Source organism: Shigella sp. FC1544, assembly GCF_001722145.1.
Classification (GTDB): domain Bacteria; phylum Pseudomonadota; class Gammaproteobacteria; order Enterobacterales; family Enterobacteriaceae; genus Escherichia; species Escherichia coli.
The window spans coordinates 1-16,129 of sequence record NZ_MECT01000288.1; the positions used below are offsets into that span (position 1 = coordinate 1).

Here is a 16,129-nt window from a genome sequence, read left to right on the forward strand (position 1 = left end):
ACGGTTGTGGCGCACGTCTTCGGTGAACGCACTCTGGCCACACTGGAGCGTCTTCTGAGCCTGCTGTCGGCCTTTGAGGTCGTGGTATGGATGACGGATGGCTGGCCGCTGTATGAATCACGCCTGAAGGGAAAGCTGCACGTTATCAGCAAGCGTTACACTCAGCGCATTGAGCGACATAATCTGAATCTGAGACAACATCTGGCAAGGCTGGGACGGAAGTCACTGTCGTTCTCAAAATCGGTGGAGCTGCATGACAAGGTCATCGGGCATTATCTGAACATAAAACACTATCAGTAAGTTGGAGTCATTACCCGCTGCGCTTTATTTTACAACTCTGTCTGGCGGGCCTGGCGCTGTTTATTCTCGTCCAGCTCGCAAAACTCTACGCCCGACACAAACATGTGGATCTGTCTGCTTCGCGCCGCAGCCCGCTTACTCACCCAAAAAATGAAGGATAGAACGATGTCGCAACATTATTCAGTGTCATGGAAAAAAGGACTGGCTGCACTCTGCTTACTGGCTGTTGCCGGGCTTAGCGGCTGCGATCAAAAAGAGAATGCGGCGGCAAAAGTGGAATACGACGGACTTTCGAACAGCCAACCGCTGCGCGTCGATGCCAATAACCATACGGTAACCATGCTGGTGCAAATTAATGGTCGTTTCCTCACCGACGACACTCGTCACGGTATTGTGTTTAAAGATGGCTCCAACGGACATAAATCGCTGTTTATGGCTTATGCGACCCCGAAAGCATTTTATGAAGCCCTGAAAGAGGCAGGTGGTACGCCGGGCGAAAACATGACGATGGATAATAAAGAAACGACTCATGTCACAGGCAGCAAACTGGATATTTCGGTCAACTGGCAAGGGGCGGCAAAAGCGTATTCCTTCGATGAAGTGATTGTTGACAGTAATGGCAAGAAACTGGACATGCGCTTTGGCGGTAATTTAACGGCAGCAGAAGAGAAGAAAACGGGTTGACTGGTGTGTCTGGATAGCTGCCCGGTCGGCATCGTCAGCAATGCAACATACACTTATGGTGCGGTGGAAAAACGCGGCGAAGTGAAATTCAAAGGCAATGCCTCAGTTCTCCCGGCGGATAACACGCTGGCAACGGTTACCTTTAAAATCACCGAATAAAGCCAGGATAAAGGATGATGAAGATGCAATCGCGTAAAATCTGGTACTACCGTATAACCCTCATCATCCTGTTGTTCGCTATGCTGCTCGCATGGGCGCTGCTTCCCGGCGTCCATGAGTTTATCAATCGCAGCGTTGCGGCGTTTGCCGCCGTGGACCAACAGGGTATAGAACGCTTTATTCAGTCTTACGGCGCACTGGCGGCAGTTGTCTCGTTCTTGTTGATGATTTTACAGGCCATTGCTGCACCGCTACCTGCGTTTTTGATCACCTTTGCCAATGCGTCGCTGTTTGGCGCGTTCTGGGGCGGCTTGCTGTCGTGGACCAGTTCGATGGCCGGCGCGGCGCTGTGCTTTTTTATCGCCAGAGTGATGGGCCGCGAAGTGGTGGAAAAATTAACCGGCAAAACCGTGCTTGACAGTATGGACGGCTTTTTCACTCGCTACGGCAAACACACCATCCTGGTCTGTCGGTTATTGCCTTTTGTCCCTTTCGATCCAATCAGCTATGCTGCCGGTCTGACTTCAATACGTTTTCGCTCGTTTTTTATCGCCACCGGACTTGGTCAATTACCGGCGACTATTGTTTATTCCTGGGCGGGCAGCATGTTAACAGGCGGTACTTTCTGGTTTGTCACCGGACTGTTTATTCTGTTTGCCCTGACCGTGGTGATTTTTATGGCGAAGAAAATATGGCTTGAGCGCCAGAAGAGGAATGACTGATGGGTTTACCGCCGCTTAGCAAAATTCCTTTCATTTTACGTCCGCAGGCGTGGCTGCATCGTCGCCATTACGGCGAGGTGCTAAGCCCGATTCGCTGGTGGGGGCGGATCCCGTTTATCTTTTATTTGGTGTCAATGTTTGTTGGGTGGCTGGAGCGCAAACGCTCACCGCTCGATCCGGTAGTGCGATCGCTTGTCAGCGCGCGCATTGCGCAAATGTGCCTGTGTGAGTTTTGTGTGGATATCACCAGTATGAAAGTCGCCGAGCGTACCGGCAGCACCGATAAACTGCTGGCAGTGGCTGACTGGCGGCAAAGCCCGCTCTTTAGCGATGAAGAACGGCTGGCGCTGGAGTACGCCGAAGCCGCAAGCGTCACACCGCCAACAGTCGATGATGCCCTGCGTACCCGACTGGCTGCGCATTTTGACGCTCAGGCGCTCACCGAACTGACGGCATTGATCGGCCTGCAAAACCTGTCGGCTCGTTTTAATTCTGCCATGGACATTCCCGCTCAGGGGCTGTGCCGTATTCCGGAAAAACGTTCTTAAGGAGAGAAGATGCGCCATTGTGGGTGGTTGCTGGGATTGTTATCGCTGTTTTCTTTGGCAACACATGCCAGTGACTGGCAGGAAATTAAAAATGAGGCCAAAGGGCAAACCGTCTAGTTTAACGCCTGGGGCGGCGATACCGCAATTAACCGCTACCTCGACTGGGTTAGCGGCGAGATGAAAACCCATTACGCTATAAACCTGAAGATTGTTCGTCTCGCGGATGCCGCAGACGCGGTGAAGCGCATTCAGACCGAAGCTGCTGCCGGTCGTAAAACGGGCGGCTCGGTGGATCTGCTCTGGGTGAACGGCGAAAACTTCCGCACCTTAAAAGAGGCCAATTTATTACAAACGGGCTGGGCGGAGACTCTGCCCAACTGGCGCTATGTCGACACACAGCTGCCGGTGCGGGAAGATTTTTCAGTGCCGACACAAGGTGCGGAATCGCCCTAGGGCGGCGCACAACTGACGTTTATCGCCCGCCGCGATGTTACGCCACAGCCACCACAAACGCCGCAAGCCTTACTGGAGTTTGCTAAAGCCAATCCCGACACGGTTACTTATCCGCGCCCACCGGACTTTACCGGCACGGCGTTTCTTGAACAGTTGCTGATTATGCTGACACCAGATCCCGCCGCATTAAAAGAAGCGCCGGACGATGCGACTTTCGCCCGTGTCACTGCGCCCTTGTGGCAATATCTTGATGCACTGCATCCGTATTTGTGGCGCGAAGGAAAGGATTTCCCGCCTTCGCCCGCGCGGATGGATGCTCTGCTGAAAGCCGGCACATTGCGCCTGTCGCTGACCTTTAACCCCGCGCATGCGCAGCAAAAAATCGCCAGCGGCGATTTGCCGGCAAGCAGTTACAGTTTTGGCTTTCGCGAGGGGATGATTGGCAACGTGCATTTCGTCACCATTCCAGCCAACGCGAATGCCAGTGCTGCGGCGAAGGTAGTTGCCAATTTTCTGCTCTCACCCGATGCGCAACTGCGTAAAGCAGATCCCGTTGTCTGGGGCGATCCTTCTGTTCTCGATCCGCAAAAACTGCCTGACGGGCAGCGCGAAATATTGCAATCAAGAATGCCGCAGGATCTGCCGCCGGTACTGGCTGAACCGCACGCAGGATGGGTGAATGCACTGGAACAAGAATGGTTACGCCGTTACGGTACGCATTAATCTTTTTGCTGTGGGCGATGGTGGCGGTGATTTATGCACCGCTGATCCCGGCAGCTCTCACGCTGATATCGCCTGCGTTGTCGTTGACACACTGGCAGGCGTTATTTGCCGATCCACAGTTACCGCATGCATTACTGGCAACGCTGGTGTCGACAACCATCGCGGCGGTCGGGGCATTGTTGATTGCCCTGCTGGTGATTGTGGCGCTATGGCCTGGGCCGAAATGGCAGCGTATGTGCGCCCGTCTGCCGTGGCTGCTCGCCATTCCCCATGTGGCTTTTGCCACCAGCGCCCTGCTGCTCTTTGCTGACGGAGGGCTGCTATATGACTATTTCCCGTATTTCACTCCGCCAATGGACCGATTTGGCATCGGTCTGGGCCTCACCCTTGCAGTGAAAGAAAGCGCATTTCTGCTGTGGATCTTAGCGGCAGTATTGAGCGAAAAACGGCTGTTGCAGCAGGTCATTGTGCTGGATTCGCTGGGCTACAGCCGCTGGCAATGCCTGAACTGGCTGCTGTTGCCCTCCGTCGCGCCTTCGCTGGCAATGGCGATGCTGGCGATTGTTGCCTAGTCGCTTTCGGTCGTGGATGTGGCGATTATTCTTGGGCCAGGTAATCCACCGACGCTGGCAGTAATTAGCTGGCAGTGGTTAACTCAGGGCGACGCGGATCAACAAACGAAAGGCGCACTCGCCAGTCTGCTGCTGATGCTGTTACTCGCCGCCTACGTTTTGCTGAGCTATCTGCTATGGCGCAGCTGGCGGCGCACTATTCCCCGCGTAGATGGCATTCGCAATGCCTGCCACACCTTTATTACCAGGCACTACGCTGGCGAGTTTTTTACCCTTAACCGGTGTGCTGTGTGTGGTTCTGCTGGCGATCCTCGCGGATCAGTCGACGATCAATAGTGAAGCACTCATCAACAGTCTGACAATGGGGCTGGTAGCAACATTCATCGCTTTGCTCCTGTTACTGCTGTGGCTGGAATGGGGGCCACAGCATCGCCAGTTGTGGCTATGGTTGCCCATTCTATTGCCCGCTCTGCCACTGGTGGCGGGCCAGTACACGCTGGCGCTATGGCTGAACCTGGATGGAAGCTGGACGGCGGTGGTCTGGGGGCATCTGCTGTGGGTAATGCCGTGGATGCTGTTTATCCTGCAACCCGCCTGGCAGCGCATTGATTCACGGTTAATTTTGATTGCGCAAACACTGGGCTGGTCGCGGGCCAAAATCTTCTTTTACGTGAAATGCCCACTCATGTTGCGCCCTGTGCTGATTGCCTTCGCGGTGGGATTTTCAGTCAGTATTGCGCAGTATATGCCGACGCTGTGGCTGGGCGCGGGGCGTTTTCCGACGCTCACCACTGAGGCGGTGGCATTAAGCAGCGGCGGCAGCAACGGTATTCTCGCCGCCCAGGCTTTATGGCAACTGTTGTTACCGCTTATTATTTTTGCCCTGACCGCGTTAGTCGCAAAATGGGTAGGTTATGTCAGACAAGGACTCCGCTAATGCTCTGCGTGAAAAATGTTTCGCTACGTTTACCAGAAAGCCGCTTGCTGACAAACGTTAACTTTACGGTTGATAAAGGTGACATCGTCACGTTAATGGGGCCGTCTGGCTGTGGAAAATCCACTCTGTTTTCATGGATGATTGGTGCACTGGCTGGACAGTTTTCTTGTACAGGTGAGCTATGGCTCAATGAGCAACGGATTGACATGCTACCCACCGCACAGCGTCAGATTGGCATTCTTTTCCAGGATGCACTGTTATTTGACCAGTTCAGCGTCGGGCAAAATTTACTGCTGGCGCTACCGTCGACGCTCAAGGGGACTGCCAGGCGCAATGCCGTGAAAGACGCGCTTGATCGAGCGGGACTGGCTGAAACTTATCACCAGGACCCTGCGACATTATCAGGCGGTCAGCGAGCGCGGGTGGCCCTGCTGCGCGCCCTTCTCGCTCAGCCAAAAGCGTTACTCCTGGATGAGCCATTCAGCCGTCTTGATGTGGCTCTGCGCGATAATTTTCGCCAGTGGGTGTTCAGCGAAGTTCGCGAACTGGCGATCCCCGTCGTTCAGGTAACGCACGATCTCCAGGATGTTCCTGCTGATAGTTCTGTTCTGGATATGGCGCAGTGGTCAGAAAATTACAACAAACTGCGATAACGCAAAGTTTTTCTCAATGCGTCAGTTCAGAATGGCGCACTCAAAACTACAATGTCGGGATTTTCGATGAAACGTGTTTCTCAAATGACCGCGCTGGCAATGGCTTTAGGGCTGGCTTGCGCTTCTTCGTGGGCCGCTGAACTGGCGAAGCCTCTTACACTTGACCAGCTTCAACAACAAAATGGCAAAGCGATAGATACTCGCCCCAGCGCGTTTTATAACGGCTGGCCACAAACCTTAAATGGCCCTTCTGGTCATGAACCTGCCGCCTTAAACCTCTCTGCCAGCTGGCTCGACAAAATGAGCACCGAACAGCTCAACGCGTGGATCAAGCAACATAACCTGAAAGCCGATGCCCCGGTGGCGCTGTACGGTAATGACAAAGATGTCGACGCCGTCAAAACGCGACTGCAAAAAGCAGGTTTTACGCATATCTCCATTCTGAGTGACGCGCTAAGCGAACCTTCCCGTCTACAAAAACTGCCGCACTTTGAGCAGCTGGTTTATCCGCAATGGCTGCACGACCTGCAACAAGGTAAAGAGGTTACGGCGAAACCTGCCGGTGACTGGAAAGTCATTGAAGCGGCCTAGGGCGCTCCTAAGCTTTACCTTATCAGCCATATTCCCGGTGCTGACTACATCGATACCAACGAAGTGGAAAGCGAACCGCTGTGGAACAAAGTTTCTGATGAACAACTAAAAGCGATGCTGGCAAAACACGGCATTCGCCATGACACCACGGTCATTCTGTACGGGCGTGACGTATACGCTGGAGCGCGTGTGGCGCAAATTATGCTCTACGCAGGCGTGAAAGATGTGCGTCTGCTGGATGGCGGCTGGCAAACCTGGTCCGACGCGGGACTGCCTGTTGAGCGAGGAACGCCACCGAAAGTGAAAGCGGAACCGGATTTCGGCGTGAAGATCCCGGCACAACCGCAGTTGATGCTCGATATGGAACAGGCCCGTGGACTGCTGCATCGCCAGGATGCATCGCTGGTGAGCATTCGTTCGTGGCCAGAATTTATCGGTACGACCAGCGGTTACAGCTATATTAAACCAAAAGGTGAAATAGCCGGAGCACGTTGGGGACACGCTGGTAGCGACTCGACGCATATGGAAGATTTTCATAACCCGGATGGCACCATGCGCAGCGCCGATGATATTACCGCTATGTGGAAAGCGTGGAATATCAAACCAGAGCAGCAAGTTTCATTCTACTGCGGCACCGGCTGGCGCGCGTCCGAAACCTTTATGTACGCACGCGCCATGGGTTGGAAGAATGTTTCCGTGTATGACGGCGGCTGGTACGAATGGAGCAGCGATCCAAAAAATCCGGTAGCAACCGGTGAACGCGGCCCGGACAGTAGCAAATAACATTGCAATTACTGACGCTGGAGCGACTTCAGCGTCAGATACCCACTCCACACCCGCGTAAAGGTCGTCATCCAGCACAACGCACCGAAGATCCACGCAAACCATGCAGGGAATAAACATCCCAGCACAAACAGTAAGATCGTTTCTGTGCCTTCGGTTAATCCCCCCAGATAGTAAAACGACTTATGTGCATAACCGGGGTTATCAATCTGATGTTTTGCTGCCAGTGCAGCAAAGGCGAGAAAACTGCTGCCCGTGCTGATAAACGCAAACAACAACCAGCCGCCTGCCAGCGCATTTTGCTCCGGTGCAGCAAGAATAAAGCCAAACGGCACCAGCGCGTAAAAGAGAAAATCGAGAGAAATATCAAGAAAGCCGCCCGCGTCGGTAAGCTCTCTGCGCCGCGCCAGCGCACCGTCCAGACCATCAAGCAGCCTGTTCAACAAAATGACGACTAGCGCCGCCAGATACCAGCCCAGCGCCAGAAACGGCAGAGCCAGCACGCCGATGGCAAATCCCACTAATGTTAAACCATCTGGCGTAATGCCCGGTTTATCAAGAACCCGCACGCACTGATGCAACAACGGTTTAATCCGGGGATGAAGATGGCGGTCTAGCACAGGCACTCCTTAAATATAAAGCCTTTCTGATTGAGCAACAGTGCGGATATTATGGCATTTTTCGCTTATCTGCCCGTGTGTAATTTATGAAAATGATTGAAGTTGTTGCCGCCATCATTGAACGTGATGGCAAAATTTTACTCGCGCAACGCCCCGCCCAGAGCGATCAGGCGGGATTATGGGAGTTTGCCGGTGGTAAAGTCGAGCTGGATGAAAGCCAGCAGCAGGCACTGGTGCGTGAGTTAAACGAAGAATTGGGCATCGAAGCAACTGTGGGTGAGTATGTTGCCAGCCATCAGCGAGAAGTTTCGGGCCGGATTATCCATCTTCATGCCTGGCACGTACCCGACTTCCACGGGACGTTACAGGCACATGAACATCAGGCGCTGGTCTGGTGCTCACCTGAAGAGGCGCTGCAATATCCGCTGGCCCCTACTGACATTCCACTATTAGAGGCGTTTATGGCTTTACGCGCCGCCAGAGCAGCGGATTAGTGCTAAGGGTTTTGTCATCCCGCTGGCATTGCAGCAGTATTCCTTCGGCTTTAATTACCGCCCCTTCAGAATAATTTTGATCCTGATAAACGCAGCACTGAGTACAGGGCTGCGCTGACTGCCCGCCTGAACTGAACACTTCTGGCGGTACGTTTACCTCCACGTCCGGACGATAATGCGGGTTAGCCAGTGCAATTAATGGAAATGCTAATACTACGGCGAACAATGCTCGACTCACAGGGAACTCCTTAACGTTATTGTCTCTGCAACTGATAACGGTAGCCGGGTGGCAAAACTTTAGCGTCTGAGTTATCGCATTTGGTTATGAGATTACTCTCGTTATTAATTTGCGTTCCTGGGTCATTTTTTTCTTGCTTACCGTCACATTCTTGATGGTATAGTCGAAAACTGCAAAAGCACATGACATAAACAACATAAGCACAATCGTATTAATATATAAGGGTTTTATATCTATGGATCAGACATATTCTCTGGAGTCATTCCTCAACCATGTCCAAAAGCGCGACCCGAATCAAACCGAGTTCGCGCAAGCCGTTCGTGAAGTAATGACCACACTCTGGCCTTTTCTTGAACAAAATCCAAAATATCGCCAGATGTCATTACTGGAGCGTCTGGTTGAACCGGAGCGCGTGATCCAGTTTCGCGTGGTATGGGTTGATGATCGCAACCAGGTACAGGTCAACCGTGCATGGCGTGTGCAGTTCAGCTCAGCCATCGGCCCGTACAAAGGCGGTATGCGCTTCCATCCGTCAGTTAACCTCTCCATTCTCAAATTCCTCGGCTTCGAACAAACCTTCAAAAATGCCCTGACTACCCTGCCGATGGGCGGTGGTAAAGGCGGTAGCGATTTTGACCCGAAAGGTAAAAGCGAAAGCGAAGTGATGCGTTTCTGCCAGGCGCTGATGACCGAGCTTTATCGTCATCTGGGCGCGGATACCGACGTTCCGGCAGGTGATATCGGCGTTGGTGGTCGTGAAGTCGGCTTTATGGCGGGGATGATGAAAAAGCTCTCCAACAATACCGCCTGCGTCTTCACCGGTAAGGGCCTTTCATTTGGCGGTAGTCTTATTCGCCCGGAAGCTACCGGCTACGGTCTGGTTTATTTCACAGAAGCAATGTTAAAACGCCACGGTATGGGTTTTGATATGGGGCCGATTGCGGTGCTGGTCGATGCTATCATCGAGAAAATCCCAGGCGTTAACCGAATTAAATTTAGCGCCGACGATATTCAGCGCAAATTTGGTCCATTTGGCGAGCCTGTCACCGTGGGTTTTGTGATGGGGCTGATTATCGGCATCCTCGCGGGTTACGATGTCAAAGGTGTATTGCAGCTGGCGGTAAAAACGGCGGCAGTGATGCTGCTAATGCCACGGGTGATTAAACCCATCATGGATGGTTTAACGCCCATCGCTAAGCAGGCCCGTAGTCGTTTACAGGCGAAGTTCGGCGGTCAGGAGTTCCTGATTGGCCTGGATCCCGCATTACTGCTGGGGCATACGGCGGTGGTATCGGCAAGCCTGATTTTTATCCCGCTCACCATTTTAATTGCTGTTTGTGTTCCGGGTAATCAGGTGCTGCCGTTTGGCGATCTTGCCACCATCGGCTTCTTTGTGGCGATGGCAGTCGCCGTGCATCGTGGAAATCTGTTCCGCACCTTAATCTCGGGTGTCATCATCATGAGCATCACTCTGTGGATCGCGACGCAAACTATTGGTTTGCACACCCAACTGGCGGCTAATGCTGGGGCGTTAAAAGCCGGGGGTATGGTGGCTTCAATGGATCAGGGCGGTTCTCCCATTACCTGGTTACTGATTCAGGTTTTCTCCCCGCAAAATATTCCCGGTTTCATTATTATCGGTGCAATTTATCTGACCGGTATTTTCATGACCTGGCGTAGAGCGCGTGGCTTTATTAAACAAGAGAAAGTCGTTCTCGCAGAATAATTTTTACCTGAGGGGGAGGTTATCCCCCTTAACAATCAGGAGTTTTTATGAAATCAGTGGTGAATGATACTGATGGTATCGTGCGCGTTGCAGAAAGCGTCATTCCTGAAATTAAACATCAGGATGAGGTGCGGGTAAAAATTGCCAGCTCGGGCTTATGTGGTTCCGATTTACCCAGGATATTTAAAAATGGTGCACATTATTATCCAATAACGTTAGGCCATGAATTTAGCGGCTATATTGATGCGGTGGGATCCGGTGTTGATGATTTACACCCTGGCGATGCGGTTGCCTGTGTGCTGTTATTACCCTGTTTTACTTGTCCAGAGTGTCTGAAAGGGTTTTATTCCCAGTGCGCAAAATATGATTTTATTGGCTCGCGGCGTGATGGTGGATTTGCTGAATATATTGTCGTTAAGCGAAAAAATGTCTTTGCTCTACCCACGGATATGCCTATTGAGGATGGGGCTTTTATTGAGCCGATTACCGTTGGTCTGCATGCTTTTCATTTAGCGCAAGGTTGTGAGAATAAAAACGTTATTATTATTGGTGCCGGAACCATTGGCCTGCTGGCTATTCAGTGCGCTGTCGCGCTGGGAGCAAAGAGTGTGACGGCTATCGACATTAGCTCAGAAAAACTGGCACTGGCAAAATCTTTCGGTGCGATGCAAACATTTAACAGTAGCGAAATGAGCGCGCCGCAAATGCAGAGCGTTTTACGCGAACTGCGTTTTAATCAGCTTATCCTCGAGACGGCTGGCGTACCGCAAACTGTCGAACTGGCGGTAGAGATTGCCGGTCCTCATGCCCAACTGGCGCTGGTGGGCACGTTGCATCAGGATCTGCATTTAACATCGGCAACGTTTGGCAAAATATTGCGTAAAGAGCTGACGGTTATCGGCAGTTGGATGAACTATTCCAGCCCTTGGCCGGGGCAGGAGTGGGAAACGGCGAGCCGGTTGCTGACAGAACGTAAGTTAAGCCTGGAGCCATTAATCGCTCACCGTGGAAGCTTTGAAAGCTTCACCCAGGCGGTGCGTGACATCGCTCGTAATGCCATGCCGGGCAAAGTGTTGCTCATTCCATGAAACCGCGGGCCAGCGTGATGCTGGCCCGGTATTGTGCAAAACAGATCATTCACCAATGGTCCCCCTTCGTTTACACTAGCCACAATTGAATATGGGTAAATGACGATGAATTCATTCGAGCGAAGGAATAAGATCATCCAATTAGTGAATGAACAGGGAACCGTGCTTGTTCAGGATCTGGCGGGAGTATTTGCTGCCTCGGAAGCGACAATCCGTGCCGATTTGCGCTTTCTCGAACAAAAAGGCGTGGTTACGCGCTTTCATGGCGGTGCGGCGAAAATAATGTCTGGTAATAGTGAAACCGAGACCCAGGAAGTCGGGTTTAAAGAGCGATTTCAGCTCGCCAGCGCGCCGAAAAACAGAATAGCGCAGGCGGCAGTCAAAATGATCCATGAAGGGATGACCGTTATTCTCGACAGCGGAAGTACCACAATGCTTATCGCCGAAGGATTAATGACCGCCAAAAATATCACGGTGATTACCAACAGTCTCCCGGCTGCGTTTGCCCTTTCCGAAAATAAAGACATTACTCTGGTCGTCTGCGGTGGCACGGTCCGCCATAAAACGCGATCTATGCATGGATCTATTGCTGAACGTTCCCTGCAGGATATTAATGCCGATTTAATGTTTGTCGGTGCTGATGGTATTGATGCGGTTAATGGTATTACGACCTTTAATGAGGGTTATTCCGTTAGCGGTGCGATGGTCACAGCCGCTAATAAAGTGATTGCCGTTCTCGATTCATCGAAATTTAACCGTCGCGGTTTTAATCAGGTACTGCCAATCGAAAAAATTGACATTATTATTACCGATGATGCTGTGTCTGATGTGGATAAACTGGCATTGCAGAAGACACGGGTGAAATTAATTACGGTGTAGTATTGTTCTGTATGCCGGATAAGGTATTTACACCGCATCCGGCATTACGGATTCTCCCTGGTTCAAGAGAGAATAGTTTGATTAACGCAATAATGGACAATCCGGTGGTAATCGACAACGCAACGCCGCCGGAAGTATTTCAATATGAAAGTTTTGTCCGCTCAACGGTTCGCCATCAAGATTAAAAGTGATTTCATGTGGGGCTTGTATATCAAACCACGACGAAGCGCCTTCGATAATATTCGGGTTATCTTCGTCAGATTTTAAGGTTGATACGAGAGCTGGAAGAATTTCATCGCCGGTAAAAATGCGCAGTTGCAGCAAGCCATCGTTAATTAACGCGTTCGGACACAATTGCTGACCGCCACCGGCCTGACGCCCGTTACCAATACTAATGACCAGGGCGTCACCTTGCCAGTGAAAGTTTTCACCGCGGATTTCACAACGGTCCGGTTGCAGAGTATCCATGCGCATTAAGCCATGAATGATGTAAGAGACGCCACCCAGCGCGGCTTTTAATTTTTCCGGCGTTTCTGTGGTAATACGCGTCCCAAATCCGCCTGTCGCCATATTAATAAAACAGGTTTGTTTGTTGACCTGCGCCATATCTATCGCAATGGCGTTACCGGCAATTGCCAGTTTCAGCGCCTTATCCAGTACCTCAGGAATCCCTACACTGGTGGCAAAATCATTGGCGGTTCCTAATGGCAAAATTCCCAGCGCGGGTATGTCATCCCCCTCACACTGAATCAACGCCGTAGAAACTTCATTAATGGTGCCATCGCCACCACCGGCAATCACCGTTGCGACGCCCAACTTCCGGGCCTCCTCTACATATCGTGCGGCATCGCCTTTCTCCCAGGTGACCCGCACATGGATCGTCATTCCTTCCTCACGCAACAGCATAATTGCTTCGCGCAAGGGTAGATTGTCAGTACTTTTGCCATTAAGAATCAGTAAGCTGGCGGGAAATTCTGCCATGATCGTATGTGCCTTTATGATTGGTCTGTAGATAGTGTAGAGCAGAAAACAAAAGGTGGAGTCAGAACAGGATGAAAGTCGGAGGATAAAAAGTCAGTTCAAGTATGGAGGATTCAGTGGTTACCACCAGGAGCTTGCAATGGGGACAGCGAATACTAACGGCTGCCACCGATAAATTTCAAAAAAGAGCATATACCTAATATTCAACTAAACAGTGGCATCTTCAATATAATATATTAAAGCCCCCATGGAGTTACCCTGAAGGGCCTCAATGTCCGTAATTCCTACTTATGTAGGAAATGTTGTACAGAACATTTATTATAATCCTATTCAATTATAATAATCATGCCATTATTATATTTAAACACTAGAGAGTGTCGTTGGTATTTAATGGGGGAAGGTGAGATGAAAAAGATAGCTGCTATATCATTAATTAGTATTTTTATTATGTCTGGTTGTGCTGTGCATAATGATGAGACAAGTATCGGTAAATTTGGTCTTGCATATAAAAGTAATATTCAGCGTAAACTCGATAACCAATACTACACCGAAGCCGAAGCTTCTTTAGCCAGGGGTAGAATATCTGGTGCAGAAAATATAGTAAAAAATGATGCAACTCATTTCTGTGTTACTCAGGGCAAAAAAATGCAAATAGTTGAGCTGAAGACAGAAGGTGTAGGATTACATGGTGTCGCTCGTCTGACATTCAAATGTGGAGAGTGAGAATATTTTTTGGTAAGCGTCAAATATGCGCGTTCTGGCTGTGCGTAGCCGGAACCTGTGGGAGCACGATGCCGATAAGTGAAAGGCATCGTGCTATGAAGGAGGATTCTATCGATGTGGTCAATGGAAGACGGTTACCAGAGATAGGGCTTATGCATAAAAAAATAAGCCCGTGTAAGGGAGATTACACAGGCTAAGGAGGTGGTTCCTGGTACAGCTAGCATTTTATGGGTTATGTTTTTCAGCGAAACGGATGATAACCTTAATAAATGCAGCTGTATGTGATCGGTTTCTAAGAATTTTCCATACGGGAAAAATAATCGAAATTAATCACTTACCGTGTGGGTTACGCGTGGTTTCCCCGGAGAAATTACGCATCAGCAGAGCGTAATTGAGCTCAAGATCCTGCGGGACCGGGAGCCACACAGTATAACCATCGCCTGGTGCGACCGGCATCGCTTCACCTTTGGCGTTTTCCATGTGCTCAAGGGTAAAGTTAATGTTGCCTTGCGGCGTCATCAGCTCAAGGCTGTCGCCAACGGAGAATTTATTTTTCACCGCTACCGCCGCGAGGTCCCCCTTGCGCTCACCGGTAAACTCACCAACAAACTGCTGGCGGTCAGAAACTGAATAACCGTATTCGTAGTTCTGATAATCGTCGTGAGTATGACGACGCAGGAAACCTTCGGTATAGCCACGATGCGCCAGACCTTCCAGAGTTTCCAGCAGGCTGGTATCGAACGGTTTGCCCGCAGCGGCGTCATCGATAGCTTTACGGTAAACCTGTGCGGTGCGTGCGCAATAGTAGAAAGATTTAGTACGGCCTTCGATTTTCAGCGAATGCACGCCCATTTTGGTCAGGCGTTCTACATGGGCGATGGCGCGCAGATCTTTCGAGTTCATGATGTAAGTGCCGTGCTCATCTTCAAACGCGGTCATATACTCGCCCGGACGCTGGGCTTCTTCGATCATAAACACTTTGTCGGTTGGCGCGCCGATACCCAGCGTCGGCTCAACATTTTGCACCGGAATCGGCTCGTACTTGTGTACGATGTTGCCAACGTCATCTTCTTTCCCTTCCTGGACGTTGTACTCCCAGCGGCAGGCGTTGGTGCAGGTACCCTGGTTCGGATCGCGCTTGTTGATATAGCCAGAGAGCAGGCAGCGACCGGAGTAGGCCATGCACAGCGCACCGTGAACGAAGATCTCGATCTCCATATCCGGCACCTGATTGCGGATCTCTTCAATCTCTTCCAGCGACAGCTCGCGAGAGAGGATCACGCGGGTCAGGCCCATTTGCTGCCAGAATTTCACCGTCGCCCAGTTTACGGCGTTAGCCTGCACCGAGAGGTGGATCGGCATTTCAGGGAAGTGCTCACGCACCAGCATAATCAGCCCTGGATCGGACATAATCAGCGCATCCGGCCCCATTTCCACCACCGGTTTCAGGTCACGGATAAAGGTTTTCAGCTTGGCGTTGTGCGGTGCAATGTTGACCACGACATAAAACTTTTTCCCCAGCGCGTGGGCTTCATTGATGCCGAGCTGAAGATTTTCGTGGTTGAATTCGTTGTTGCGCACACGCAGGGAGTAACGCGGCTGGCCCGCATAAACAGCATCTGCGCCATAAGCGAAAGCGTAACGCATATTTTTCAGCGTTCCCGCCGGGGAAAGGAGTTCCGGTTTAAACATAATTCTCTCGTTCTGATGACAGGTCAGATCCGCTTCACCTGATGAAGCGGTTAGGGGAGTGCCCCCACTTTAAGGGCGGGCATTGTAGCGCTGTGGGGGGATCTGGTAAAGCGCCGGACGCCAACAACCCACGCCCGGCATCGTAATTACGTATTGTCTTTCACCGTCTGGCTTGTGCCATTGGCTTTAACGGAGGCAATTCCGGTTTCACGAGATTGCGCGGTGGCGTACATCTGGCTGGAGCCGATAATTTGATGATTAGCGGCTTTCAGATTGAAATAGAATTTGCCGTTACTTGCCGTTTTTTTCTCATAGCGTTCTTCTTGCGGGCTGTTGCTACGCACCGACGCGATGCCCTTTTCCGCAGAGGCTTTTGAGGTATACAGCTCGCTGGTGAGGATAGTCTCACCATTGCCCGCTTTTAGCACAAACCGGAACTGATTATCACTGCTCTTACTGAGTTCAAACCAACCAGCCATAATGACTCCTTGATTGAAATAGTGTATCGAAAACAGCATCTAAAGGTGCTGTTTACCGATTAAAGTATGAGCGATTTTCTGATG

General features: G+C 51.1%; 13 protein-coding genes and 6 pseudogenes. 14 read left to right on the forward strand and 5 right to left on the reverse strand.

What is annotated here, in order from left to right:
• The 9 genes and pseudogenes from BGK49_RS14305 to ynjE all read left to right on the forward strand — a co-directional run.
• A pseudogene (locus BGK49_RS14305) lies at nt 1-300 on the forward strand (IS1-like element IS1X2 family transposase); the annotation flags it as partial.
• A 17-nt stretch (nt 301-317) separates the two neighbouring features.
• Nucleotides 318-461: pseudogene (locus BGK49_RS29490) on the forward strand (TVP38/TMEM64 family protein); the annotation flags it as partial.
• 4 nt (nt 462-465) lie between these two features.
• Nucleotides 466-1,143 (forward strand): annotated as a pseudogene (gene ydjY, locus BGK49_RS14310) (lipoprotein YdjY).
• Nucleotides 1,144-1,157: 14 nt separating this feature from the next.
• On the forward strand, nt 1,158-1,865 hold the full coding sequence (locus tag BGK49_RS14315) for a TVP38/TMEM64 family protein (protein ID WP_000977129.1): 708 nt from the start codon (nt 1,158-1,160) through the stop codon (nt 1,863-1,865).
• Nucleotides 1,865-2,413, forward strand: coding sequence for a carboxymuconolactone decarboxylase family protein (locus BGK49_RS14320; protein WP_000524080.1), 549 nt, complete (start codon nt 1,865-1,867; stop codon nt 2,411-2,413). Before BGK49_RS14315 ends, BGK49_RS14320 begins: the two co-directional genes overlap by 1 nt.
• 9 nt (nt 2,414-2,422) lie before the next feature.
• Nucleotides 2,423-3,589, forward strand: a pseudogene (locus BGK49_RS29495) (ABC transporter substrate-binding protein).
• Nucleotides 3,562-5,098: pseudogene (locus BGK49_RS30645) on the forward strand (ABC transporter permease subunit). Before BGK49_RS29495 ends, BGK49_RS30645 begins: the two co-directional pseudogenes overlap by 28 nt.
• Entirely contained in the window at nt 5,098-5,751 is a 654-nt protein-coding gene (locus BGK49_RS14335; protein ID WP_001299561.1) for an ATP-binding cassette domain-containing protein, read from the forward strand. The pseudogene BGK49_RS30645 and the gene BGK49_RS14335 overlap by 1 nt, the downstream one beginning before the upstream one ends.
• Nucleotides 5,752-5,817: 66 nt before the next feature.
• Nucleotides 5,818-7,125, forward strand: a pseudogene (gene ynjE, locus BGK49_RS31115) (thiosulfate sulfurtransferase YnjE).
• An 8-nt stretch (nt 7,126-7,133) separates the two neighbouring features.
• Here ynjE and BGK49_RS14350 read toward each other — a convergent pair.
• Nucleotides 7,134-7,745: a CDP-alcohol phosphatidyltransferase family protein gene (locus tag BGK49_RS14350; protein WP_004983358.1), complete on the reverse strand. Its 612-nt coding sequence runs from the start codon at nt 7,743-7,745 to the stop codon at nt 7,134-7,136.
• An 86-nt stretch (nt 7,746-7,831) separates the two neighbouring features.
• On the opposite strand from BGK49_RS14350, the gene nudG reads away from it, so the two are divergent.
• Complete coding sequence (gene nudG / locus BGK49_RS14355; RefSeq protein ID WP_000781878.1) at nt 7,832-8,239, forward strand: CTP pyrophosphohydrolase; 408 nt, start codon at nt 7,832-7,834, stop codon at nt 8,237-8,239.
• On the opposite strand, the gene BGK49_RS14360 is transcribed toward nudG, so the two are convergent.
• Nucleotides 8,205-8,477, reverse strand: coding sequence for a YnjH family protein (locus tag BGK49_RS14360; RefSeq protein WP_000085238.1), 273 nt, complete (start codon nt 8,475-8,477; stop codon nt 8,205-8,207). The genes nudG and BGK49_RS14360 overlap by 35 nt on opposite strands.
• A gap of 235 nt (nt 8,478-8,712) precedes the next feature.
• On the opposite strand from BGK49_RS14360, the gene BGK49_RS31120 reads away from it, so the two are divergent.
• The 3 genes from BGK49_RS31120 to BGK49_RS14375 all read left to right on the forward strand — a co-directional run bounded on the left by BGK49_RS31120 (nt 8,713) and on the right by BGK49_RS14375 (nt 12,170).
• Nucleotides 8,713-10,203, forward strand: coding sequence for a Glu/Leu/Phe/Val dehydrogenase dimerization domain-containing protein (locus BGK49_RS31120; RefSeq protein ID WP_069375766.1), 1,491 nt, complete (start codon nt 8,713-8,715; stop codon nt 10,201-10,203).
• Nucleotides 10,204-10,250: 47 nt separating this feature from the next.
• Nucleotides 10,251-11,291 carry a galactitol-1-phosphate 5-dehydrogenase gene (gene gatD / locus BGK49_RS14370; protein WP_000844202.1) on the forward strand — a complete coding sequence of 347 codons (1,041 nt, stop codon included), beginning with the start codon at nt 10,251-10,253 and terminating at the stop codon, nt 11,289-11,291.
• Between the two features lie 105 nt (nt 11,292-11,396).
• Complete coding sequence (locus BGK49_RS14375) at nt 11,397-12,170, forward strand: DeoR/GlpR family DNA-binding transcription regulator (protein WP_024259630.1); 774 nt, start codon at nt 11,397-11,399, stop codon at nt 12,168-12,170.
• An 81-nt stretch (nt 12,171-12,251) separates the two neighbouring features.
• Here the strand turns inward: BGK49_RS14375 and yegS are convergent, their stop codons facing one another.
• Nucleotides 12,252-13,151 (reverse strand): lipid kinase YegS, encoded by a 900-nt coding sequence (gene yegS / locus BGK49_RS14380; protein ID WP_000807369.1) that lies wholly within the window; start codon nt 13,149-13,151, stop codon nt 12,252-12,254.
• 405 nt (nt 13,152-13,556) lie between these two features.
• Here yegS and yegR point away from each other — a divergent pair, with 405 nt between their 5' ends.
• Entirely contained in the window at nt 13,557-13,874 is a 318-nt protein-coding gene (gene yegR / locus BGK49_RS14385) for a protein YegR (protein WP_001318299.1), read from the forward strand.
• A 330-nt stretch (nt 13,875-14,204) separates the two neighbouring features.
• Here the strand turns inward: yegR and trhP are convergent, their stop codons facing one another.
• Nucleotides 14,205-15,566, reverse strand: a complete 1,362-nt coding sequence (gene trhP / locus BGK49_RS14395; protein ID WP_000476014.1) for a prephenate-dependent tRNA uridine(34) hydroxylase TrhP — start codon at nt 15,564-15,566, stop codon at nt 14,205-14,207.
• 146 nt (nt 15,567-15,712) lie between these two features.
• Nucleotides 15,713-16,045 (reverse strand): YegP family protein, encoded by a 333-nt coding sequence (locus tag BGK49_RS14400; RefSeq protein WP_000929408.1) that lies wholly within the window; start codon nt 16,043-16,045, stop codon nt 15,713-15,715.
• Between the last annotated feature and the right edge of the window lie 84 nt (nt 16,046-16,129).